The organism is Pseudomonas sp. 210_17 TE3656, from assembly GCF_054821965.1.
In genome coordinates, this window is the sequence record NZ_JBTRBC010000001.1 from 5,535,716 (window position 1) to 5,559,025 (window position 23,310).

The 23,310-nt window shown below is 56.9% G+C and carries 10 protein-coding genes; 3 read left to right on the forward strand and 7 right to left on the reverse strand.

The genetic code is table 11. The features are described from left to right. Window positions 1-257 precede the first annotated feature (257 nt). Complete coding sequence (locus tag ACVI9W_RS25325; RefSeq protein ID WP_461531698.1) at window positions 258-1,382, forward strand: HlyD family secretion protein; 1,125 nt, start codon at window positions 258-260, stop codon at window positions 1,380-1,382. Continuing rightward, on the forward strand, window positions 1,379-2,944 hold the full coding sequence (locus ACVI9W_RS25330; protein WP_461531699.1) for a DHA2 family efflux MFS transporter permease subunit: 1,566 nt from the start codon (window positions 1,379-1,381) through the stop codon (window positions 2,942-2,944). The genes ACVI9W_RS25325 and ACVI9W_RS25330 overlap by 4 nt, the downstream gene beginning before the upstream one ends. 918 nt (window positions 2,945-3,862) lie before the next feature. Here ACVI9W_RS25330 and ACVI9W_RS25335 read toward each other — a convergent pair. The 3 genes from ACVI9W_RS25335 to ACVI9W_RS25345 all read right to left on the reverse strand — a co-directional run bounded on the left by ACVI9W_RS25335 (window position 3,863) and on the right by ACVI9W_RS25345 (window position 5,973). Next, window positions 3,863-4,600, reverse strand: a complete 738-nt coding sequence (locus ACVI9W_RS25335; protein WP_461531700.1) for an HvfC family RiPP maturation protein — start codon at window positions 4,598-4,600, stop codon at window positions 3,863-3,865. After that, window positions 4,593-5,441: an HvfB family MNIO-type RiPP peptide maturase gene (locus ACVI9W_RS25340; protein WP_461531701.1), complete on the reverse strand. Its 849-nt coding sequence runs from the start codon at window positions 5,439-5,441 to the stop codon at window positions 4,593-4,595. The genes ACVI9W_RS25335 and ACVI9W_RS25340 overlap by 8 nt, the downstream gene beginning before the upstream one ends. A gap of 67 nt (window positions 5,442-5,508) precedes the next feature. Further along, window positions 5,509-5,973: an HvfA family oxazolone/thioamide-modified RiPP metallophore gene (locus ACVI9W_RS25345; RefSeq protein ID WP_461531702.1), complete on the reverse strand. Its 465-nt coding sequence runs from the start codon at window positions 5,971-5,973 to the stop codon at window positions 5,509-5,511. 333 nt (window positions 5,974-6,306) lie between these two features. Between ACVI9W_RS25345 and ACVI9W_RS25350 the strand changes: the two genes are divergently transcribed. Continuing rightward, the gene (locus ACVI9W_RS25350; RefSeq protein ID WP_461531703.1) at window positions 6,307-10,926 is read left to right on the forward strand and encodes a SpvB/TcaC N-terminal domain-containing protein; all 4,620 of its coding nucleotides are present in this window, start codon (window positions 6,307-6,309) and stop codon (window positions 10,924-10,926) included. 802 nt (window positions 10,927-11,728) lie between these two features. On the opposite strand, the gene ACVI9W_RS25355 is transcribed toward ACVI9W_RS25350, so the two are convergent. Genes ACVI9W_RS25355 through ACVI9W_RS25370 form a run of 4 tightly spaced genes read right to left on the reverse strand, consistent with a single transcriptional unit; the run spans window position 11,729 to window position 23,034 of the window. Next, window positions 11,729-11,917, reverse strand: coding sequence for a hypothetical protein (locus tag ACVI9W_RS25355; RefSeq protein ID WP_461531704.1), 189 nt, complete (start codon window positions 11,915-11,917; stop codon window positions 11,729-11,731). Continuing rightward, window positions 11,914-13,644 carry a hypothetical protein gene (locus ACVI9W_RS25360; protein ID WP_461531705.1) on the reverse strand — a complete coding sequence of 577 codons (1,731 nt, stop codon included), beginning with the start codon at window positions 13,642-13,644 and terminating at the stop codon, window positions 11,914-11,916. The genes ACVI9W_RS25355 and ACVI9W_RS25360 overlap by 4 nt, the downstream gene beginning before the upstream one ends. A gap of 50 nt (window positions 13,645-13,694) precedes the next feature. Then, entirely contained in the window at window positions 13,695-18,182 is a 4,488-nt protein-coding gene (locus tag ACVI9W_RS25365; protein ID WP_461531706.1) for a Tc toxin subunit A-related protein, read from the reverse strand. A 1-nt stretch (window position 18,183) separates the two neighbouring features. Beyond that, window positions 18,184-23,034: a Tc toxin subunit A gene (locus ACVI9W_RS25370; RefSeq protein ID WP_461531707.1), complete on the reverse strand. Its 4,851-nt coding sequence runs from the start codon at window positions 23,032-23,034 to the stop codon at window positions 18,184-18,186. Between the last annotated feature and the right edge of the window lie 276 nt (window positions 23,035-23,310).

The following is a 23,310-nucleotide window of genomic DNA, read 5'->3' on the forward strand; positions in this document are numbered from 1 at the left end:
TTGAACAACACGCGCCCTCGTTAGAGGGTTTAGGCGAACCTCAGGCCAAGTTCAAAGTTGCCACGCAAAAGAATTCGTTTTGCCCATTCTGAGACGCACCTCTCCCCCATTACTCCCGAAAGCAAACCGACAATCGGCACCACTTCTTCGCTTCAGTGACTTTCATTATGAAATCAACCATGCAATATTATAGTTGTAATATTTTCTAGCAGCGCCCGTCCCGTCGCCCATAAGCCTTCCACAGGGATCATTTCGCGATGAACGCTAAAGTCAGCATTGAGCCCGAACAAACAGACGCCCCCGCCGCCTCACCCGTGCGCCGCAAGAAAGTACTGCGCCTGGGGCTGTTGGCATTCGCCCTGATTGGCGCCGTCGGCTATGCCAGCCACTGGTGGCTGGCCAGCCGCTTCATCGAAGGCACCGACGATGCTTACGTGGGCGCCGATGTCACCATCATCAGTGCCAAAGTGCCGGGCTATATCAGTGAGGTGACGGTGCTGGACAACCAGTTCGTCAAGGCCGGTGATGTGCTTGCCCGCATCGATGTACGCGACTACCGCGCCGCCCTGGCAAAGGCCGAGGGCGCCGTGGCTGCGCAACAGGCCAGCCTGATCAATCTTGATGCGATCGAGCAGCTGCAACAGGCGGTGATCAACCAGGCCAAGGCCCAGATCGACGCTACGGATGCCGAAGCACAGCGCGCTGGCAGTGACCACACACGCTACCAGACCCTGGTTCGTACCCAGGCCGTGTCGGTACAGAGCGCCCAGCAGGTCGAAGCCACCTGGAAAGCCGCCCGCGCCGATCGCGCCCGCGCAGACGCCGGGCTCATGGCGGCGCGCCGCCAGCTTGATGTGATCGACAGCCAGCGTGGTCAGGCCCAGGCCGCCCTGCAACAGGCCCAGGCCGAGCGTGAACAGGCCTTGCTCAATATCGGCTATACCGAATTGCGCGCCCCGGTGGATGGTTATGTGGGCAACCGTCGTGCCCGGGTTGGCGCCTACGCTGCCGCAGGCAGTCAACTGCTCTCGGTAGTGCCGGCGAAGGGCCTGTGGATCGACGCCAACTTCAAGGAAGACCAGTTGGCGCACATGCAGGTGGGTCAAGCGGTGAGCATCCGCGCCGATATCCTGCCCGGTCGTGAGTTTCACGGTCATGTCGAAAGCCTGGCGCCTGCCACCGGGGCACAGTTCAGCGTACTGCCGCCGGAAAACGCCACCGGCAACTTCACCAAGATCGTCCAGCGCGTACCGGTACGGGTACGCCTGGACAGCGTCGATGCCGACTTCGGTGCGCTGCGCCCGGGGCTGTCGGTGGTTGCCCAGGTCAATACCCGTGACGCGCCGCAACCGAGCGATGTTGCGCTGGCAAGCCGGCCATGAGCAGCCCCCTGCCCACACTCAGCACGGCGCAGAAAGTCGCCGCCTTCGCCAGTATGTGCGTCGGCATGTTCATCGCCTTGATCGACATCCAGATAGTTTCCGCGTCGCTCAAGGATATCGGCGGTGGCCTGTCGGCCGGTGCCGACGACACGGCCTGGGTGCAGACCGCCTACCTGATCGCGGAGATCATCGTCATCCCCATGTCCGGCTGGCTCTCACGGGTGATGAGCACACGCTGGTTGTTCGCGGTATCGGCCGCAGGCTTTACCCTGACCAGCCTGCTCTGCGCGTTGGCATGGAACATCCAGAGCATGATCGCCTTTCGCGCCCTGCAAGGCTTTCTCGGCGGCTCGATGATCCCGCTGGTATTCACCACGGCCTTTATGTACTTCACCGGCAAGCAGCGGGTAATCGCCGCCTCGACCATTGGCGCCATTGCCTCGCTGGCCCCGACCCTGGGCCCGGCAGTGGGCGGCTGGATCACCGACATCGCCTCCTGGCACTGGCTGTTTTACATCAACCTGGTACCCGGCCTGTTGGTCACCGTTGTCGTACCGATGCTGGTCAAGGTTGACCGGCCCAACCTCGCGTTGCTCAAGGGCGCTGACTATCTCGGCATGCTGCTGATGGCGCTGTTCCTGGGCTGCCTGCAGTACACCCTGGAAGAAGGGCCGCGCTGGAACTGGTTCAGCGACAGTACCATCGTCATTACTGCCTGGATTGCCGGCATCAGTGGCGTGCTGTTCATCTGGCGTTGCCTGGACATTGCCGAACCCATCGTCGACCTGCGCGCCCTGGGCGATCGTAACTTTGCCCTGGGCTGTCTGTTTTCCTTCGTCACCGGTATCGGCATTTTTGCCACCATTTACCTGACTCCCCTGTTCCTAGGGCACGTGCGTGGCTATGGCGCGCTGGACATCGGCCTGGCGGTGTTCTCCACCGGGGTGTTCCAGCTGCTGGCGATCCCGGTGTATGCCATGCTGGCCAACCGCATCGACCTGCGCTGGATCTTGATGCTGGGGCTGAGCCTGTTTGCCCTGTCGATGTGGGACTTCTCCGCCATTACTCATGACTGGGGCGCCAAAGAGCTTCTGTTACCGCAGGCAATCCGCGGTTTTGCCCAGCAAATGGCGGTTCCGCCGGTCGTCACCCTCACCCTCGGCGCCCTGGCCCCTGATCGTCTGAAGCTGGCATCGGGTTTGTTCAATCTGATGCGTAACCTCGGCGGCGCCATCGGTATCGCTGCCTGCGCCACCGTGCTCAACGACCGCACCAACCTGCATTTTCTGCGGCTGGCCGAGCATCTCAACAGCCGCAACGAAGTCATGAACAGCTGGCTCGAGCAATTGACCGTCAACGCCCAACTACTCGGACAAAGCAGCCTCGATGCCAGTCAGTCGGCACTGCATCAACTGTGGGCGCTGACCTGGCGGGAAGCGCAAACCCTCACCTATGCCGACGCTTTTCTGATGATCATGGCGTGCTTCGTGGTGACCACTTCGCTGGTGCCGTTGATGCGCAAAGTCCAGCCGCCGAGGCAACCGTCCGCTGACGCTCATTAGCGCTGCGGACACAGGGATACGCGACAGTCTCACGTAAAATCAAAGGTCCTTCACGGAACCCCGGGGAGCATGGTCTTGGGACTGGACCGGGCTGGGTTGGGATGTTGAGGTTGTGGGCTTATCCATTTTTTGTGGCGATGCTGCCGGCCCCTTCCGCCCTTACGGCGGCCTACTTTTTTCTTGGAAAAAGTAGGCAAAACCGCTCGCTCCTGCATCCGGCCCTACGCTGCGCTCCGGGTCCCTTCGCTCCGGCACCCTCCGGGGCCACGCGGCCTACGACTTGCTTCGCCAAGTCTACGGCTCGCGCTCTTCGGCTACGCCGAAGGTGCTGCGCACTGGCCCCTACAGGCACCTCCGCTCAGCCTCCTGAAGTCGCAATCCGCGGCGCCTGAAATTGCGTGTATGAAGATCAAGAGCAACACGTTGAAGCGGGATTTTCCCGCGATGCGATGTAACTGGCGGGTCGATATCGCGGGGCAAGCCCGCTCCCACCGGGCGACCAATTTACCCGGTGGGAGCGGGCTTGCCCCGCGATAGCATCAGCCTGCCGCCACCAACATCTGATTTCGAAGATACGCCCGTATAGGCGCCGCCCGTAACTTTGCGACTTCAGGAGGCCGAGTGTAGGTGTCTGGAGGGGGCTGGTGCGCAGCACCCTTCGGCCTTAGCCGAAGTTCGCGAGCCGTAGACTTGGCGAAGCAAGTCGTAGGCCGCGATGCCCCTGGAGGGCACCGGAGCGAGGGGACCCGGAGCGCAGCGTAGGGCCGTATGTAGGAGCCAGCGGTTTTGCCTACTTTTTCCAAGAAAAAAGTAGGCCGCCGTAAAGGCGGAAGGGGCCGGCAGCGTCGCCACAAAAAATGGACAAACCCACAGCCCCAACAACCCAACCCAGTTGACGCTGGGCAATCCGCTCAGGGGTTATCCATACACCACACCCTGTTCGCGCAAGTTCTCCAGCAAAGCCAGGCCTTGCGGCAGAATCGCCACCACGTCGACGCCAATGGCTTCGGCCAGGGATTGCAGATGCTCGCGCCCGGTGCTGTTGTGCGCCTGCAACGAAGCAAGCAGCGCATGGGCCAGCGGCGCCAGGCGCGAGAAATGCACCTGCAGGTCAGGACCACGCCGTGCCAGCAACAAGGTCGGCTGATCCGGGGCCTGCTGCGGCAGGTAGCCTGGGCTGATTTCGTTGACTGGCCACTGGTAAGCCAATGGCCAGGCCAGTGGCGACAGCACCGGTACGCCATCGAGCAGGTCACTTTGCGTGTTATGCGCAGGGTCGCACTTGTCGCTCAGGAGCAGCGCGGCCTCCACCCATTCATAATGCGCTAGCTCCAATACCCAGGGCGGCAGCTTCAGGGCAGCGCCACCGCCCTCTTCGAGGAAGGCGAGAAACTCCGCTGATATTTCGGTGAACAACGGTGTCTGACAGCGGTAGTCGGCGTAGAAGGACTCAACCAGCGCTTGCCACTTCTTTGCCCCTAGGCAGGCACGCATCACCGGAAAGCCACCCGACAACAGCGACTCCACGTTGCCGAAAAACAACTGCCGGTACACCGCCAGACGCCGCGCCTCGATGCCGGGTGGCGGCGCTATGTGCTGCGGGTCGCGCACATAGCGCGCCATGCTCAGCAATTGCTCATGCAGGACCTCATGCACAGTGCACCTCCGGCCAGGCAATGGCAGCCTGTTGGCGCAGGCGAATCTGCTCGACCTCGGTCAGCAGCTCCGTCAGCGGCGGGAAATTGAAGTCGCGCTCCAGCAGGGTCGGCAGCGCTCCGAAGCGCTGGTATGCCTGTTCCAGCAAGATCCAGACGTCCTTCTTTACCGTCGCGCCATGGGTATCGATCTTCAAGTCCGGCGCTTCATCGTAATGGCCAGCCACGTGCATATAGACTACCCGCTCGCTCGGCAGCGCAGCCAGGTACTCGCCGGCGTCGTAGCGGTGGTTGATCGAATTCACGAAGAGGTTGTTGACGTCCAGCAGCAGGTCGCAATCGGCCTCCTCCAGTACCGCGCGCAGAAAGTCGATCTCGTTCAGCGCCTGATACGGCGCGGCATAGTAGGAAATGTTTTCCACCGCGATACGCCGCTCCAGAACATCCTGGGTCTGGCGGATGCGCGCGGCGACATGCCGTACCGCCTCGTCGGTAAAGGGCAGCGGCAGCAGGTCGTACAGCTGGCCATCGTCCGAGCAATAGCTCAGGTGCTCGCTGAAGAACGCCACATTGTGCTGGTCGAGGAATTCCCGGGTACGCCGCAGCAGCTCAAGATCCAGCGGCGCCGGACCGCCAAGGGACAGCGACAGCCCGTGGCACGCCAGCGGGAAACGCTCGGCGAGACGCGCCAGAGCATCGCCATGACGGCCGCCGACATTGATCCAGTTGTCCGGTGTGCATTCGAGGAAATCCACGGTACTGGCCTCCATGGCCAGCAGCTCAGGCAGCAAAGCGCGGCGCAAGCCGAGGCCTGCACCCTGTGGGAAATAAGGGGGGGTCATGGAGCGTCTCCAGTGAGGTCACCCTCCCCGGCGGGGAGTCCAGGGAGGGTGCAGAACAGGGCGCGAATCAGTTCTTGGCCTGGCTCAGCTTGGTGAACAGCTCGGTAGGAACCGGCTTGCCGTTGGAGAGGTACTGGTTGCTGCGGAACGTGTAGACCTCTCCCTCAGACAGAAAACCGTCCTTGTTGCTGTCCATCGCGGTGAATTCCCCACCGCCCTGCGGTGCCACCGTCAGCAGTTCCTTGAGCGAGACCCGGCCGTCGTCGTCAGTGTCGGTGCGGGCGAAGGAGGCATCGCCGCATTTGCCTTCACCACACTTGCCTTCGGCGGCCTTGGTGTTGCTGGTTGCTGTAGCGCCACATTTGCCCTCGCCACATTTGCCTTCAGCGGTCTTGTCGGCGGCGGCCAGTTGGTAGCCCTGAGGCAGAGCCTCCACGGCGAAAGCGGCGGACGATACCAGGTTCAAGCCGCCGGCCAGGGCGACAGCGATCAGGCCAATACGGGTCTTGCCAGGGAGCTGGGTACGGGACATGGTGTTTCTCCGGATACAGTGCGGCCAGGCCGCGCAGGTCATGCCACAAGGGCGTTGTAACCCTGGTACGAGGCGCCAGGGCTGACCTCGTTTGGGTGTGGCCATTTCGCCACGGCCATGTGTCCGTGACGTATCCGTAGCCAGGCGCATTTGTAAGCGAATCAGCGAAGGGCGACGCGCGGATACAATGTGATACGTCAAGCACGCCAATACCTGGTAATTCTGCCAGGTGAAAAAAAATCGGATTCATGTGAGCGTAAGCCGAAGCACAGCGGTCAGCCCAATACAGAGCGCACGAAGGCTGATCGAAGATCTTCAACGCAAGGGACTGACATGAACGATCAAGCACAACTGAGCGTCAATCCGCCTGCGTTGCCCAAAGCTGGCGGTGCTATTCAAAGCATTGGCAAAGGCTTTGGCGGCGTGGGTACTACCGGTGCCGCTTCGCTGGAACTGCCGTTGCCCATATCCCCCGGACGCGGCTTTGCCCCGGCGTTGGGGTTGGGCTACAGCAGCGATGTCGGTAACAGCCCGTTCGGGATCGGCTGGCGGATGACCACCGATGCCATCACCCTGCGTACAACCAAAGGCGTGCCGACTTACGACGGCAATGACCAGGTGGTTGGCCCCAGCGGCGATGTGTGGATGGCGGAGCGCACTGAGAGCGATGGCAAGCCGATCTCCAGACTGGCTAACAGCTACAACGGCGAGCAGCTGGATGGCCAATACACCGTGGTGCGTTACTGGCCAAGGGTCGAGGGCGGCTTCGATCTGATCGAACATTGGTCGAGCACGGCCGACCCTGTGGGGTTCTGGCTGATCCACGGGGCCGATGGCAGCTTGCATCTCTATGGCAAAAACAAAACCGCGCGCCGCGCCGACCCGAACGACGAAACGCACGTCGGCGTGTGGATGATCGAAGAAAGCCTGAACACCCGCGGCGAACATATCGTCTACGAGTACAAGCCTGAACAAGACCTCCCTGCCCCGCCACAGCACCGCGACTACCGTGCTCAGTGCTATCTGGAACGTGTGTGCTACGGCAACGAAACGGCCTATCCGCACCTGTATGGCTGGAGTGCCGACAGCTGGAAAAACCAGCACTGGCACTTTCAGCTGGTGTTCGACTATGGCGAACGCAGCGCCGACCTTGAACAGGTACCGACCTTCGAGGAGCAGCAGCCATGGTCCGAGCGTAGCGATTCGTTCTGGAACTATGCCTACGGTTTTGAGCTGGGCACCCGGCGCCTGTGCCGGCAGGTGCTGATGTTCCATCACTTTCCCGACGAACTGGGGCCAGATCCGGTGCTGGTCCAGCGCCTGTTGCTGGAGCACCGACCAAGCCCGTTGGGCTACAACCATTTGACCGCAGCCCACGTCCAGGCTTACGACAGCCTGGGCCAGGTCGAAAGCCGACCGCCTTTGGAGTTCAGCTACAACGCATTCGATCTCAGTGCGCAGCATCAGGGCTGGGTAGCGTTTCCTGAGATGCCCGGGCTCAATGACGGGCAGCGCTACCAGTTGGTGGACCTGTACGGCGAAGGCATGCCGGGAGTGTTGTGCCGCTACGACAAGGGCTGGTATTACCGCGAGCCGTTGCGTGGCAAAACCGGCAGCAATGAGGTGAGCTACGGTGACTGGCAAGCGTTGCCGTATCTTCCACTTGCCGACAGCGACAAACCCGTTCAGCAGTCCCTCACGGACCTGACGGGCGACGGCAAACTGGACTGGCTGGTGGCCCGGCCCGGCATGTGCGGTTTCTTCACCCTCGACCCTGACCGAACCTGGTCGAACTTTGTGCCATTCGATGCCTTTCCCATCGAGTTCTTCAATCCCTTGTCGCAAATGACCGATCTGCAGGGAGGCGGCCTCAGCGACCTGGCATTGATCGGCCCCCGCAGCGTGCGTTTGTACGGCAACCGTCGCGAGGCAGGATTCGCCGGTGGCATTGACGTGCCTCGTGAGCAAAACGACGATGACCTGCCGCTGCTGAGCAACTTGGCGAGCGAGCTGGTGGCCTTCGCAGATATCATCGGTAGTGGACAACCGCACTTGCTGCGCATCCGTCACAATGAGCTCAAATGCTGGCCGAACCTGGGCCATGGGCGGTTCGGCAAGGGTTTTGTGCTGTGTGCCTTGCCGTTCAAGTATGCCGAGTTCAATGCGGCACAAGTGTTACTGGCCGACCTCGACGGTTCCGGCGCCGCCGATCTGATCTACCTGACACCTGATTGCATACAGGTGTTCATGAACCGTTCCGGTGACGGCTACGACTTGACCCCCATCGAGCTACCCTGGCCCGAGGGTGTGCGCTACGACCCTCTCTGCCAGGTCAGTACCGCCGACCTGCAAGGGTTGGGGTGTTCCAGCCTGATCCTGACCGTACCGCACATGGCCCCCCGACACTGGCGCTACGACTTCGTCAAGGCCAAACCCTACCTGGTGAACGCCACCTGCAATAACATGGGCGCCACCAACCAGGTCACCTACCGCAGTTCGGCCCAGGAATGGCTGGACGAAAAGCAGGAGCAAATCGACGCCGGGGTGGAACATCCCGTTTCTGAACTGCCGCTTGCCATGCATCTGGTGAGCCGGCAAACCCAGCTCGATGAGATCACCGGCAACCGCCTGACCCAGGGGTTCAAGTACCGCGGCGGTTTCTACGATCGCTTCGAACGCGAGCTCCGCGGCTTTACCTTATTGTTGCAGACCGACACCGAAGCTACGCCTGCTGAACGTTCGACAGCGGGCTTCACCGCGCCGATCCTGAGCAAAACCTGGTTCCACACCGGAAAAGCCATCGACGCGTCGCGCAGCGGTTACTACGCAGGCGATCCGTTGGCCATCCCGTTGAAATCCACCGTATTGCAGAATTACCACTTCAACGATCGGTCGGCGTCGCCGCTCTCCGACCCCGACGTAGAAACCGCCCGCGAAATAGCCAGAGCCCTGAGTGGCAGGGTAATGCGTACGGAAGTTTTCGCTGCGGACGATGCCCCTGCTACTGCCGTGCCCTATGCGGTCAGCGAGAGCCGCTATCTGGTACGCGTACTGCGCACCAAGGGTAACCACCAGCCTTACGCCGTGCTGCAGCCCCTGGATCTGGAAGCGATCAGCTACCAGTACGAACCGCTCATCAGTGATGACCCGTTATGCCAGCACACGCTCAATCTGGAGTGGGACGAATATGGCAGCGTCAGCCATGCCATGACCGTGCACTACGCCCGGCGCAAAACCGTCGACGATGCGCCGCCCTTCACTGACGAGTACCACCAGACCTGGTGGAAGGACGCCCATGACGACGCTCAGCAAGCGTGGTACCTGACGCAGACCAAGGCGCGCTCTATTCATTTACCGGAGCAGGAAGCCTGGCGCCTGGGCCTGCCTTATCAACAGCGCAGTAACGCGCTGATGCTGAACAAGGCTGAACTTAACCCGGAGACGATCAACCATGAATACTTCCTGGAACAGAGCAAGGACGAGGGCGCGTGGGCGAAACAATCGCTGCTGACAGGTTTGTCGTTACAGCGCTATCTGGACCCCCTCAGTGGCAACACATTGGCACCGGGCCAGACGACCTTCGAAGCACTGCCCACCTATGTGGAAACGGCGGAACTGGACGAAGTGGCGCTCGGCGCTTACGACAGGGTCAAGGACAAACTTACCGACAAAGATGGTAACCCTTGCAGCCTGAAAGAAAAGCTTGAGTCGCCCGAGGTCGGTTACCACATCATGGCGCTGTTCTTGCCCGAGGTAGAAAAACACCGCAACCCAGGCTCCGAAGACGCAAAAGACTATTTGTGGTCAGTGCACCGGGGCTTTCCTGCCTACCATGGGCTGGAGGGTTTCTATAGCGTCAAAACGTTCCAGGAAACCCGCCACCATGGCATTAGCAAGGTCGGATACGACGCCTATTGGTGCCTGAGCACAGCAGTCACCCTGCCGGACGGCTGTACCACCCGCAGTCTCGACATCGACTATCGGACACTCCTGCCGGCGGCCATCGAAGATGCCAACGCCAATATCCAGGAAGCCCGCTACAGCGCCTTCGGTGAACCGCTGGTAACCAGCTTCTACGGGACAGAGATGGGCGAGCCTGTGGGATTCGACCCATTGACGAGCTATGTACCACCACCAGACCGCGATCCCGCTATCGCCATCAACGATCCGAAGTTAGCCATCGGCCGTTTCGCCAGCGCCGGCTTCTGGGACACCTTCAGCTGGATGGGGCGGATCTCCCGAACCTCCCCGCCCTCTTCCGCGTGGCTGGACTGGGCCCGGGCCGCAGGCTTTGTATTGCCCAGCGGACACCTCTGCAGCAGAGCCCGGCAGCACCTGGAAGGCCTGGAAAACCCTGATGCGAACGAAACGATCCTCAAGCAACAGATCGACGCGGCACAGCGTGAGCCGGTGTACTCCGTCGACCTGTTGGCGGACCGCTACCCCGGCGATGAAGAGATGCAAGTACGGGTGAGCATCGCCTGCCTGGACGGCTTCGGCCGCACGCTGCAAACCAAGCAGGAAGTCGAACCTGGTAAGTCCTGGTTGGTCGATGAAAACGGTGAACTACTGCTCCAGGACGACGGTACGCCGCAGGAGGCTGAGGTACCACGACGCTGGCGGGTCAGTGAGCCGGTGGAGTACAACAACAAAGGCGAAAAGGTCCGGGTGTACCGGCCGTACTTCGCCGACCAGCCGCGTTACATCAATGATCGCTCGATGCGTCAGTACGCCTACCACGACCAGCAGTTTTATGACGCTGCAGGTCGCCCGACCGAAACCGTGCTGGCGAAACAAATGCTCCAGGGCAACCCGCCTGAGCTAAAGCCATTACGCCGGGAACAGTGGTATTGGATTTGGAGTACGGTTGCCTTTGATGAGAATGACCTGTTTGATCCGCCACCGGCGCAACCACAGCCCTCGCCTTGGTTGAAGAACACCACCAGGCATTGATTCACCTGCCCCGTATCTGGTGGTCATCGGCAGGCGTGATTTGGGGCAAGCGGCCGATTCGAGTTGATCGAGGGTGCAGTGATTTCGTGAATCACGGTACGGGCTCCCAAGCGGCGTGACTCCACGAAGAAATCAACTGCCAGCCCGCATACATCAGTCGAAACTTCGTATCGATTTACACCTCAAGTTTTCTTTTCATGGATGGTTAAAACTCCATAAAAAACTCAGTTCCAAGGCAGTGACGGTTCATCATATCGGAATTCCGTACAGAGCCTAAAGGTGCTTAACCTCTATAGTCTCATTATAAGCGCCACTTTCATTAACTCTAAGGCACCACACGCCAAGAACTAACCCACCAAACAAATTACCTTTAAATACTACAGTCGGCCCTTCATAAACGGCGACAGGAGGCCGCCCCCAATCTTGTAGGAGGTCTTCACGTATTCAAGAACTGTATCGTGATTAGGATAAGCTCTTAGGGCAATATGTTCTCCAACCTTTGAAAGAACACCTCGCAGAGCATAACCATCTACATAGTAATTTGCACTGTGTAGATTTGCCAAAACCAGATCCATGCATTTGAACTGATACTTACATTCCTGCCTGAGACATCGATACCCCTACCCGCCAGCGGATTAGTCACCGCCAGGTCAACGATCAGCTTATTACCCTCGAACCCAAGTCCACCACCCGTCTTAATGTCGGCAGTTACAGTATTGCCTGAGACCCCAACACCCTTACCCGGCGACGGTTTGGTCACCGCCAGGTCAACGACCAACCTCCCATCCTCACCTGGCTTTAATCACGCGCCGGGGCCTGGGCCCAAAGAACCATTGGCTGCTTCCAGCCCGAGTAGCTGATGAAGCCGCTTTGTGTAATCAACCAGTCTTGCGAAATCCTCTGCTGTCGGCACCGCTCCTGTCAGGAATAGATTCTTAATCGCTTGGCTCAGATCATCTACATAGGTATTCACATCGTGTGGCTTGTTCATGGCAACATTCCTTTATCCCTATAGAAATACCGCTTCTTCGCGACAGCGTTGGAGTCAAACCTTCTGAAATACACAGGCCAGGCAACGTAGAACAACTTGTTTTCGATGATTTTGCTCGGATCTTTGAGCGCTTCTTGTTGTTGCGTAGGGCTTGCAATGTACATGCTGCCGATACCCAGCAATGTAACGGCAAAATCAAGGGGGCGAGAAAACCGCTTGCACTGTAAGTTAATGGCTATTCGACGTTCAAAATTAGCAAGGCATTTAATATCCCAGGCAAATCCTGATTCAGTGAGTTTCCCGCTTGCTCCCAGTGCCGGCGTAACCTCGAACTCTTCGGGCGACTCACCGCCCACCATCTCCCAATTCAACTTGATTTCTTCGCCTACCAACACGCACGCCGCACTGGGTTTAAGTTGCAGCTGGTGAACTTTACCCAGCGTCAACAACAGAAAACCTTTAGTCATGTCCGCTGGCTGGCCATCGAACAAAATTTCGAATTGATGCCAAGGTTCTGTCGGAATCGTCCGCACGTTGAACAGGTGTTGACCCACCGCCAGGTTATAGGGCGCGTTGAAGGTAGCGGTCACTGCATGATCCTCGGCCTTGATGGGACGGTACTCATAGCGGGCCCATCCCTCCTGATCGGTCAGCACAGTTTCAGTACTTTCATCGGCTTTTATCCAGGTCACTGCAACACCATCGGCCGGCCCCTTTGTCTTTGCATTTTTCAGATGGAGAGCCAACTCGATGGGTTCTCCCTGCGGAAAAACAGGCCAGTACTCCGGCTGCTCGGCCCCAGCATCGTCAAGCATGAAGTGCCCCACCACGCACGGGAGGGTATACGGTTCGGCGTTGTAGATGCTCTGGAAGATGATCTGCAGATCACCGCCCCCTGCATCACCGCTGACGAGCTCGAATGCTTCGCTGATCAGCTGGGTTCCATCTTCCTCTGGTTCGGTTGGCAACAGTTCAACCTTGAGCCGGCTTGCATCCTCAGGGTTCTGCCAGTACGCATAAACATGTGAACCTTTGTACTTATCGTCCTCTCCCCAGCCGCACTCGGGATCTATCGGTAACTTCAGACTATGTTTCGTACCCTTGCCCCGGCAGATAGGCACTTTGCCATGAACCAGGAATCGTGCTTGCCGATCCCCCATCGTTATCTCGGGGACCCTCTCCTCTAGCAGCAGTGGCTGCAAAATCAGCTGGACCTCAACACTGGTGAAATGCATCGCACCTTCGCGCCACGGCCAATCCCCGGAGGCACCGACTTGGGGCGTTTCGGGGTTGTGACCGGATGCAAAACGCAACTCAAATGCGGTTTCGTTAGGCTCGAAGCGCCTAAAGTACTCCAAGCGTGTCAACCATGGCATGTCATCCGTCCATGGCATATGGAAAGCAATTCCGTCCGAAGCCCCAATCAGTTCAATTTTTTCATGTTGTTGTGTCGACGTTGCCCACAACTCGACGTAAGGATGAACCTTAGGGTTCGAAAATTGAGACGGCTGATAATGAAAAGACAGCGTATACGTACTTTTCTGTGGGTCGACCGGTAATCCAAAACGTTGTTTTACGATACCTTCGGAGAGGTAGAGGTAGTACACTTTCCCGTCGTGTTCCTGTGAGACTCTACCCTTATGAAGTTGCCAGCCGGTTTCGTAGGGCTCTGTGAACTGGCCATTAACAATCAGACTGCGTTTGGTATCCATATCAGGTGCTGGCATACAAGCGATCTCCAAATATCAGACAGGTGTTTGCTCGCCGTCGATTACGCCTAGCGGGCCTTGTCCAGTAGCACCTCGACCTGACTGGCAAAAGCCTGACCGCCAGCAACTGCGGTGTAATGGATGTGCACAATAATGTCGGTCAGGTTTGCCAATAGCTTTTGTTGTGCTTCAAGCTTATAGCGTGGGAATTCCACTAGCCATTCAGAGTCTGCTCCCGTGCCTTCAAACGGAAAATAACGACCATCATCAAAACTCATCTGCAAGACGCCGTTATCATCCATACCCGTTGAAATTGCAATCTGCCCGTACGGCCGCAGATTGAATTTTATATTGGCTGGACTTCCCTCTTTATCGTCGACGTCGTGGCAATACTTTATAGCCGCCAGGTCTGGCTTGATAACAGTTTTGCTGGAAACTTGCAGCAACCTGGCTTTTATATCCTGATACGGGCCTAGAACGACCGGCAGCGTGACGGAAACCCGCAACAGTTGACGCAGGTAGGAACCAGGGTAATCCTCGTCGAGCATTTTCCCCGTCAAGGAGAACGGCAATGAGCCGGTGCGTTTCAACGTTTCCAAGGCACCCCCTGCGCCACTCCAGGCCTCTTCACCGAACAGTTGGCGTAATGACAGCGTCTTGGCAATCTCGTCACGCCGTTCGTTTCGATTGACAAATGCCGACTCCATGTTCAACAGCGCCAGCTTCAACGCGTCACCCGCAGTCAGGCCATGGTAGTTGTCGAACCAGACATTGGGCTGGATATAGTGCGTATCGTAGTCGCCGATCTCGTACTGCCAACTGGCCTGAGCGGACATGCACAAAGCAGTGACCGCATCGTAAGCCTGAAAATACAAGGTTGACATTTGACCCAGTAGCCAACGATAAAGCGAGACTTTGGTACTGCGGGTTTTGGTTAAAAAGGTGTAGAGCTGGTCGGTGTGACTTTGGGCACGCTTTTGCTGGGCCAGCACCGTGGTCGCTGCATGGCTCTGGATTCCCTGCACCGCGACCTGTGCGGTGAGTGCTTCTTCTTCTTTGCTGGCAAGATCGCGCTGCTGCTCCCACTCCTCCTTGCGGCGACGATAACGTTCAGATGCGTCGAGGTTTCCGGCACGTGATTGCTGCTCCGTACTAAAAATTGAACTCAACGCACCGCCAGCATAGGCGGGACCACTCGGACGGGCCCCACCATTAGCGATCCCGAAGATGTTAGGCAGCGTATCCAAGGCGCCCCCAATTGATGAGAAAGCCCCACTCGTGGCCATAGGAAAAATGGCCGAAGCCATTAACCCCATGGCTTCTTCTTCAGTGTTCGATACGTCGTTTTCAACCAAGTCACAGTAGGTTTTATAGCGCAACTGAACAGCGGCTAAATTGGCCTCCAGCGCAGCGGTAGTGGCTTCATTTTGGGCAATACTTTCTTCCTGTAACTGAACCGTAAACCCGGCCATTTCGACGAGTTGCCCTTGCACCGTTTCTTCCTGTTGTGCGCGGTCTCCCTGCTCCATGAACTGGCGGACTTGATCACCAAAGCGCATTAACGTTTCCACCGCACTCTGTGCACGCGGGAGAATGGCAGTAAAACGGTAAGGCGGTACGACGAAGTGCCCACCAGGGTTGCGTTGACCGAAGCCTGTACTGCCGGCCTGAGCCCGTAACAGATCCCGTGGATCGGCCATTGCCTCGTATAGCTGCAAGCTCATGGGCTTGCCATCAAGCGTCAGGTTCTGGCGCATGTTGCTTAAGCGTGACGCCAACGTTGTCCAGATATCGAGCAAGAGCTCGTTCAACGGTGGACGAAAGGCCGGCGAATCCAATACCCCCCACCAGACGGGCTCACCCGGCCGCGCTGGAATGTTTGCCATAAGCTCCGGCCCGATTGATGCTTCCAGGGCGCTAAGCCGTGCAGTATCAGAGCTGGCAAGGCTTTCCAGTGTTGCCGGCTGCCAACGGCTCACCCCCCGATAGTCCGGTGGGTTGCCCATCAAACTAAGCGCACGCACATAGAGCAGCTTGGCTTCGCTTAAGCTATCCCGGGTCTGGCGTCGGTATAAACTGTCAGCCCAGTCGATCAGATTACGGACATAGTCGGTAAAAATGGTTTTGCGGTAGTGCTCAGGGTTGGAATAGGCGATTGCATCCGGGTCGGTCGGCCCTTCGGTTTCATGGCTGATATCCCCCGGCTCAAGCAACGGGCGTACCTGCCAGTAGCTTTGCGTCTCGCGCTCGGCTGAAATATCCCGGGCCGCCGGGTTAAAGATGTAGTGCAACCAGTTCTGCGCATCAGCGTGATTCAGCTCCAGCTTCAAGCGCTGAGCAATCAGGTGCGGGATATGGAAGAACAGCTCCCAGAGATAACGGCCATTGGCGCCATTGAAATCCAGGGGTACCGGTCCCCCTGGGATTTCGGGCATAGCAGGCTCCAGTGTGTGCTGGGCATCCCAACTCAACAGTTCGTCGACAGAAACTTCCAGGCGTTTAATCAGGTGCTGGCTGAACAACGAGTTCAGGCGCACGCTGCTGACCTGAAAACCGCTGTCGTTAAACGCTAGAAATTGCCCGCCGTTCTCTAATGTGGCGATTTTCGGCGCCCACGTCTTGTCTTCGACAGCCTTTAATTTGACATCGAACCAGTTGTAGCCGATAGTCGCATCGTCTGTGTGACTGGCCCCGAATATAAACGCATGACGGGTGGGATCAACATAACCCTCCACGTTTTGGCGATATTTACTTTGTGAAGTAATCACATGACCATTGAGTACAGGCGACCCGTGCCAGATTGATTCTTGATGGCCATAACCAGATCCGGTGCGCTTCCATATTTGCAGCGTTGGGCTTATAGACGCACCAGACTTCAAGTCGCGATAGTTTGAGTCATTGACGAAACCCAGCTCTAAACCGCCGATTTTTACCTTAAAGTCGAACCCTTTTTTTACGTCTTCAAGAGATGCAGCCAGGATGACATCCATTATTTCTGACGATAAAATAAATTGTCTATAGCCCGGTTTTCTATCGCTATGTTCAAATGATAATAATTTTTCCGCTTTGTACCAGAGCTCAACGCTTACGATACTAGGCTTCGGCAAAGAATAACTAGACTTTAAAGTTGCCAAGCATTCGCCACCTTGGTGGTCGCCTTCTTGAATTTCGATTACTGCCAGTCGCCCACCCAAGCCCTTAAGATGGGCAGTAAGTTGCAATCTCGAAACTCGATCGAGTTTGCGAATCGCTGTGCACTTACCCCGAACATTCAAGGTTACTTCTTTTTCGTTCGCCGATACAACTTCTGCCTCAAGCTCAAGATATTGATTTATTCCCCCCTCTGGTTTATGAGGACGCCACCCATCAATTGGCTCAGGGTTTTCCGTGACACTGCCGAGCTCATAATCAATACCGCTGATGCCGTCAGTTAAATTACTGAAACACTTTTGAACAACTGCAGGATCGCTATAGCGTGCAGTAGCCAGATTCGTTAATTGGCCCTGCTCATCCGTGCCAAGTGACAATGGCTCCGACAATGAATCCCAGGCTTTGACTAGTACTTCTTCCGTTGCGGGTATAGTCGGAACCAATACAACTGCCAGAACGGCTTCGGCCTGGGAAAAACTATTGATCGATATCGCCATTAGTGCATATCGCTCGGAGATATTAGGGGTCGCGAGACAACCAGCGCTCATGGGCACGGCCCATATACCATTCAGGTCAAGATAAGACAGCTTGACCTCGTAACGCCATTCTGACTTACCTTTATCCTCCCCTTCAGGCTCGTGTGTAAAGGTTGTACGCTCAACCCAGACCAAATACAGCCGCCCTGCCGAGTAAACCGGACGTATATGGGTGACGTCATTACCGAAGCCAAGGTTGATTTCCGTCCATTCATCCCAGACGGTCGGGTCTAAACGCGTATTACCTGGTTGTAGCAAAACCCGTGCCTTACGATAATAATATCGATTCAGGCTAAACTTTTCACGACCTATAAAATAGTAATCCGATTTACGCCGATCATTTCCATCCATGTACCCGGATACAACAGAAAGGTTACTGACCTGGTCGAACTTATTCAGGTAGTTCATCAGCGCTTTGCGGACGTGCTTATCGCTGATGCGTGCCTGGTTAATATCCATCTCGACGGTTTTGAACAGCTCGGTTTTCTTCAATCGCAGCGACGGGTCGATGTAGTTTTCCGGGTAATACTGCAGCATCTCGTTAGCCGACCAGATGGCGTACTGCGACTCCCAATTTCGCCAGTACTCTACTTCGTCGCGATTGAACACGCTGTCGTGGCCGGGCTCCATGCCGTTGTAGATACCATGAATGCACTGCTGAAAGCTGGCAATGGTTTCCGCGACCCAGGAGGTCTTGACCTTGTCACTGACCTGGTTATCCAGCAGTTGATACTGGTACAAATCTTCGGCGGTTTTTAGTTGGCCGCTGGCGGTACCTTGAGCGGGGGCGACCTGGCCAAGGAAGTATTTGACCATCGCCTCACGGCGGTCTTCTTTGAGTTTGGCAAGCAAAGGCAGTTGGCTGTTCATATCAGGAGCGCCCCCGGGCAGTGGTGTTGAGTCGTGCATGACGTGCTGCTTCCAGCAGATTTACCGTCAGCCAGGTCACATGCCCCAGATCGTCCAGGCGAATCCCTAACGCAAATTGAGCAGCGTCCTTGCCGGCGCAGTTGATCTCCCAGGTCAGACCGTCCGCGGTCATGTCCTTAACTTGCCCGAACATCGGATCTGAGCGAATACCCAAACCGATCACATTCGGCCCGGACCAGGTCAGCATCACCCGCTTGTTCGCCAGGTCCTGTCCCGGCGCCGGCTTGACATGCAAGCTGTGCTGGCGGCCTTGACGGAGTGTCAGTGGCACCTTCGGGTTGATGGGGCTGGCATCGAGCGTGGTGGTCCACTGCGGCGCCGGAATGATGTTGATCTCAAACGTCAACGGCTCTTGCCCGTCCAGCCAGGCTTTCACCGTGAATGGACCAGCGCTGTCGAGTGGAAGCGGCCATGTGCTAAAACCTCGTTCATCACTGAGTTGTTTCTGTGATGCCCCGTCGTCGAGTTGCCAGAGCACCGGGTAGCGCGCCACCGGCTTCTTGCCCTCGCCCGGCGGATCGCGCTCCTGTTCGGAGTCCACGCGTACAGAGATCGGTAACAGCGCGCCTGGAACAGCAACCGCGGTCAAGTCCGACAGCGAGTCCGCGACGATTTTTGGCCCGGACAGAATGTCAAACGACTGCGCCAACATATCTGGCAGTTCATCTGCACTGTCGCTTTGTGTATAGACGGCGCGAATCTGTATCGCACCGATCTCGATAGGGGTGAAGGTAATCCGTGCAATACCTTGGGCATCTGTCTTCGTACACATCGGACACGGCTCGGGATCCTGGCCTGGCTCAGGATCCGGACACGGCTCTGGTACCAGTCCTGCCCCTTCAAGTTCCCAATGGATGTCATGGCCTACTACAGGGTCGCCCCAAAGCCCCTGTAGCCTGCAACTAACTGTGACCTGTTCCCCCACCACGTTACTGGATACCAAGCGCAGCTTATGCGTGGACTTATCAATCGAAGGCCGGTCGACAAAGGTGATCGGGGGAAGCAGGGTGGTTATGCCGTTGTACAGAGCCGTGACTTTGCACGTTGCGGCATACCGGCTGAGCAGGCGAGCGCGGGCTATACCGCGGCGGTCAGTATGAACATCCGTTGCGAGCAATCGGCCATGGTCGGTTTCCCACTGAATAAAGCGATCAATGCCTGGATTATCGTGCATGTCCATAAGTCTGACAAAAAGCTCAACTTGCTGCTTTTCCCCTGCCAGTGGATTGCGCTTGGGTAAATCATCGTTCTCGGAGCGTTCCTGGACCCGCAAACTCGGTTCGTGGCAGTCGATCACAACAGGAGGTGCATATACATATTGATCCAGGCCAATTTTGGCACTGACCCGGGCAATGCCCATGATGACACCCGGATAGAGAACAATGGTCGTTTCACCGTCTTCGTTGGTAAGGGTTTGTCTCTGGAAGACGACGCCAGCATCGTTGACCTCCCAGCGAACGGTAATACCTTGCAAGGCTTTACCACGCAGATCCTTGATGGTCAGCATCACGTGCGTGACATTGTCAGATGACTCATCACCTGCCACCAGGCGTTCAGGAGAGACGGTACAGGTTGTCGTGACACTCTGGCCAACTTCCGCCACCGGCCCCCGCTCGCTTGTCAGCGAATGCGCAGTCAGGCAGCTAAGGGCATTCTGGGCTGCCGCCCGATACTCCTCGTCGGTCGAATGCAGGGTGAGCCCACCCAGCTCGAGTATCGAACGCGCACTGAGGCCGGTTTTTTGACATAGGGTATGACAACGCAGCAGCTTATCGAATTCGACCAGCGAAAAGACGATGCCGTAGTCATTGATGGTCATCGCCACTTCCAGCACTTCACTGGCACCCCAGCCCATCAACTCAGCCACCTTGCCCGCCGCCGCATCGCGTACCAGGCGTAATTGATCCTCGCTCGGCGGGGCGTCGGAGGCGAAAAGCTCTGGATCGTTGACCAGCCACAAGTAGTGCAAAAGCTTGTCTGCTGATTGCTGCGCCATATGGGTCAGACGCTGATAGAGGCTAAGGTAGTAAAGGGTCGGAAGGGTGATTTCGCCTACCGAAAAACCAAACCAGGTTTCCCCCCAGGTGCGGGCATGGTTTTGCAGCATGCCGGCATCCAGCTTGAACTGCTGGGCAACACGTGCGAGGCGGCTCAGTTGCGCGAGCTCGACCAGGAGACTCTGAAACACAGTGTCTTCTTCTGTGTCATCTCCACTCACGGTTATCCGGCGCAGGCTGGAACGACTCAGATTCGGGATGTTACCCGACAGAGAAAGCGCTCTGGCAACGGCGAGCAAATTGTAGGCGCTGTACTTGGCCCAGAAGATCAGGGGCAATACCAGCTCTGCACTCAAAAGCAGATAATCCGCCAAACTTTCCTGAACGACTGCGCGTTGCGCGGCGCGAGCCCGTAGGATGATCGCGAGAAGCGTATCGAGGATTTTATGCTTTTCCTGATTTACAGGCACAATTGAAGCATTCGTCGTGCGTTTACGCGATTGCCGGGTATAACGCGGCTCATTACAGTCTGGATCTTTTTTTCCGGCGTACAGTTCCTCTAGCATCACTGCGATGATGCTTCTGGCACTGTTCTCATAATCTTCTTCTGCGGCGGCTACGCCATCTTTCACGATGCCATCGAGGTCGACAAGATCGCGCAAGCGACACAGCCAATCAGGGGTAACTATCAGCTCCTCATCATGGCCTGCAGAAGGCACTTCGATTGTGCTCGGCACCCCCGCCTCCAGCAAGGTGGTGCGCGTAATCCTTACCGGCTCCAGGCGGCTGTTCAACTCGTTCAGCAGTTTTATTTCTGCATCGGTTGAGACCGCCTGCGGTGTGCGCAGGTGCTGAATGAGCCAGACAACATCAATGTCATTATCGCGGCACCACTGCACACATGAACTTAGCGCTACCAAGGTGCCCAAAATATCGGCGTAGCCGAACACTTGAAAGCTTACATTAAGCGGAACCCCAGCCACTTGGCGGACCAGCGATTCGCCGTCCTCATCGAGCACTTCAATCAGCGCCAGAAGGACGATGGGGTGAAGTTTCAGACAAGACGCCAGGCTGGTGATCCGATAAAAGGACGAGATTACCGGCAATGATCGCTTGAGCACCTTGCCCTCTGTGGCCGACGCAATCAGCCGAGCCAGGTATTGGAAGGTTTCTTGACTCAACCCCAGCGCGGCACAGATCTGCTGCACCGTTTGCCGACCCCGCTCATCTGCAGGCTGAATATCAAACTCGCTGTCATCGAGAACAAGCGGATTAGGGAACAGTGAGCGGGCGTTGAAAATACGATCAAACTGCGCCTGCTCCGCACCTGCCCCGTAGGGTGAAAGCTGTTCCAGCCATGCGGCAAAATCCTCGGCTTTCACGCCATAGCGCTGGCGGTAATCTTGAAACACGCCCAGAGCACGTAAGGTGTTGACCGTCATCCAGGGAGAGTCGTTACCCCCTCCTTCTGCCGTGATGGCCGCCATAACCAGACGATCGGTTTCTCTGAACGACAAATTCATCCAGCGACTAAGGCGAATCATCCGGTTGAGACGGTCTGCCCGATCATCGGTCAGGTCGGTGAGCTGGTGGGGAGGAACCCGCACGTCATCAGGGTTATCGTCTTCTGATGTGCGGATCGCTATAGCGGGCTGATTGCCGACATTGATAAAAACCGCGCCAAACTTGGATGGATCAACATCTGTATCTAGAGGGAGCACATTTACCGATGCGCAAGGGGCCTGGGTTTCCACTGCAAACAAAGCATCCAGGTCGAGACGAGGCACTTCAGTCGCAAGGCAAAAATTATCGGCTCGTTGCAGTTCAGCCAAATTGTCGATGCCATAGTTCTTGGCAAAAAAGTCGGCTTGCTCTTCAGTAACGTCGACAGGATGCAGCTGGTGAGTACGCGGGTCACTGCGACGCCGACTGTTGCCACCTACAAAAACTGGCGATTCGATAAGCAAGGCTCTTTTGCGCGCGCCAAGCCCGGCACTTTGTTGCATGGCTATATCCGATACAGGCGAATGTTTGCCTTTACGAATAAAATACGGGTAGTCACCATCAACATGCCGGCCGATCTCGCCCAGTGTTAACGCGGGCACCGCGGACGTCAGAATCCCATTGATTTGATCTTGCCAGCGCTCATAGGGTAACAAAAAAGGATAACGCGCTTGCGCCAGCGCAACATCAACATCCTCCCCGTCTTGTTTGCCCTGCAGATACTTATGTATCGCACGCTCCAATACATCGCTGACAATATCCAGCGTTGGCACCAACTCATTCATTGCCGGCGTATCTATCATTTTGCTGGGCAGGTCATCTCTACGATCGGAAATAACAAGTTTGGAACCCGCGTTGCTACCTTCCCGTTCAAGCTTCAGTATCTTGCAGTACAGCGCTCGCAAGTAAGCCACCGGCGATGTGGAGGCTTCAATCGAGCGCGGTAACGCCATCGCATCCCAATCGATCAGAAAACAGTTGTTGTAGGTAGGTCCGCCCACCAGCGCCGACAGACCGTGGCGCTGCCTGAAAGCACGCCGGACACCACCGCTCAGTGCGTTTTCCCTGAACTGACGTGCCACGGCGATGCCGACGCTGCGCGCCATGCCAGATAGAATGCGTGCATCGGTGATATGCAGTTGACTGTGTTTTTGCAGCAGCTCTTCTGTTGATGCATTCGCCAGGGCGGTGAATGACCCTGCTTCAGAAAGAACTGACTGCAATGCGGGTGATTGGGACAATGACCATTGTTTTAGCCATTGGTTATCAAACGTCAGCTCCATATCTTCCATGTCATTCTACCTGGTAGTTTAAATACACAGATTGGTCATGATTCAGTGCTGGTAGATAAGTACAAATATTCGCCTAGCTCAACTGACATTTTTATCAGTAGCAGGGATTCTGGCTTGCGTTTAAAGTGGAGCGACAACAGCTATAAGCAACACTCAATAAACCGGTATCCCAACGCCAGCGTTCCACTGTTTCGCCGTAGCGATAACCAAAGCTACAACCTGCGCCTGCAAGCCTTGCGCCCGGAAAGCTTTGATGAGGGATTCACGCAAGATCGA

What these genes read in the sequence shown, in the direction of transcription:
- ACVI9W_RS25325 (WP_461531698.1), top strand. Translation starts at nt 258, where the DNA reads ATGAACGCTAAAGTCAGCATTGAGCCCGAACAAACAGACGCCCCCGCC.
- ACVI9W_RS25330 (WP_461531699.1), top strand. Translation starts at nt 1,379, where the DNA reads ATGAGCAGCCCCCTGCCCACACTCAGCACGGCGCAGAAAGTCGCCGCC.
- ACVI9W_RS25340 (WP_461531701.1), bottom strand. Translation starts at nt 5,441, where the DNA reads ATGACCCCCCCTTATTTCCCACAGGGTGCAGGCCTCGGCTTGCGCCGC.
- ACVI9W_RS25345 (WP_461531702.1), bottom strand. Translation starts at nt 5,973, where the DNA reads ATGTCCCGTACCCAGCTCCCTGGCAAGACCCGTATTGGCCTGATCGCT.
- ACVI9W_RS25350 (WP_461531703.1), top strand. Translation starts at nt 6,307, where the DNA reads ATGAACGATCAAGCACAACTGAGCGTCAATCCGCCTGCGTTGCCCAAA.
- ACVI9W_RS25355 (WP_461531704.1), bottom strand. Translation starts at nt 11,917, where the DNA reads ATGAACAAGCCACACGATGTGAATACCTATGTAGATGATCTGAGCCAA.
- ACVI9W_RS25360 (WP_461531705.1), bottom strand. Translation starts at nt 13,644, where the DNA reads ATGCCAGCACCTGATATGGATACCAAACGCAGTCTGATTGTTAATGGC.
- ACVI9W_RS25365 (WP_461531706.1), bottom strand. Translation starts at nt 18,182, where the DNA reads ATGAACAGCCAACTGCCTTTGCTTGCCAAACTCAAAGAAGACCGCCGT.
- ACVI9W_RS25370 (WP_461531707.1), bottom strand. Translation starts at nt 23,034, where the DNA reads ATGGAAGATATGGAGCTGACGTTTGATAACCAATGGCTAAAACAATGG.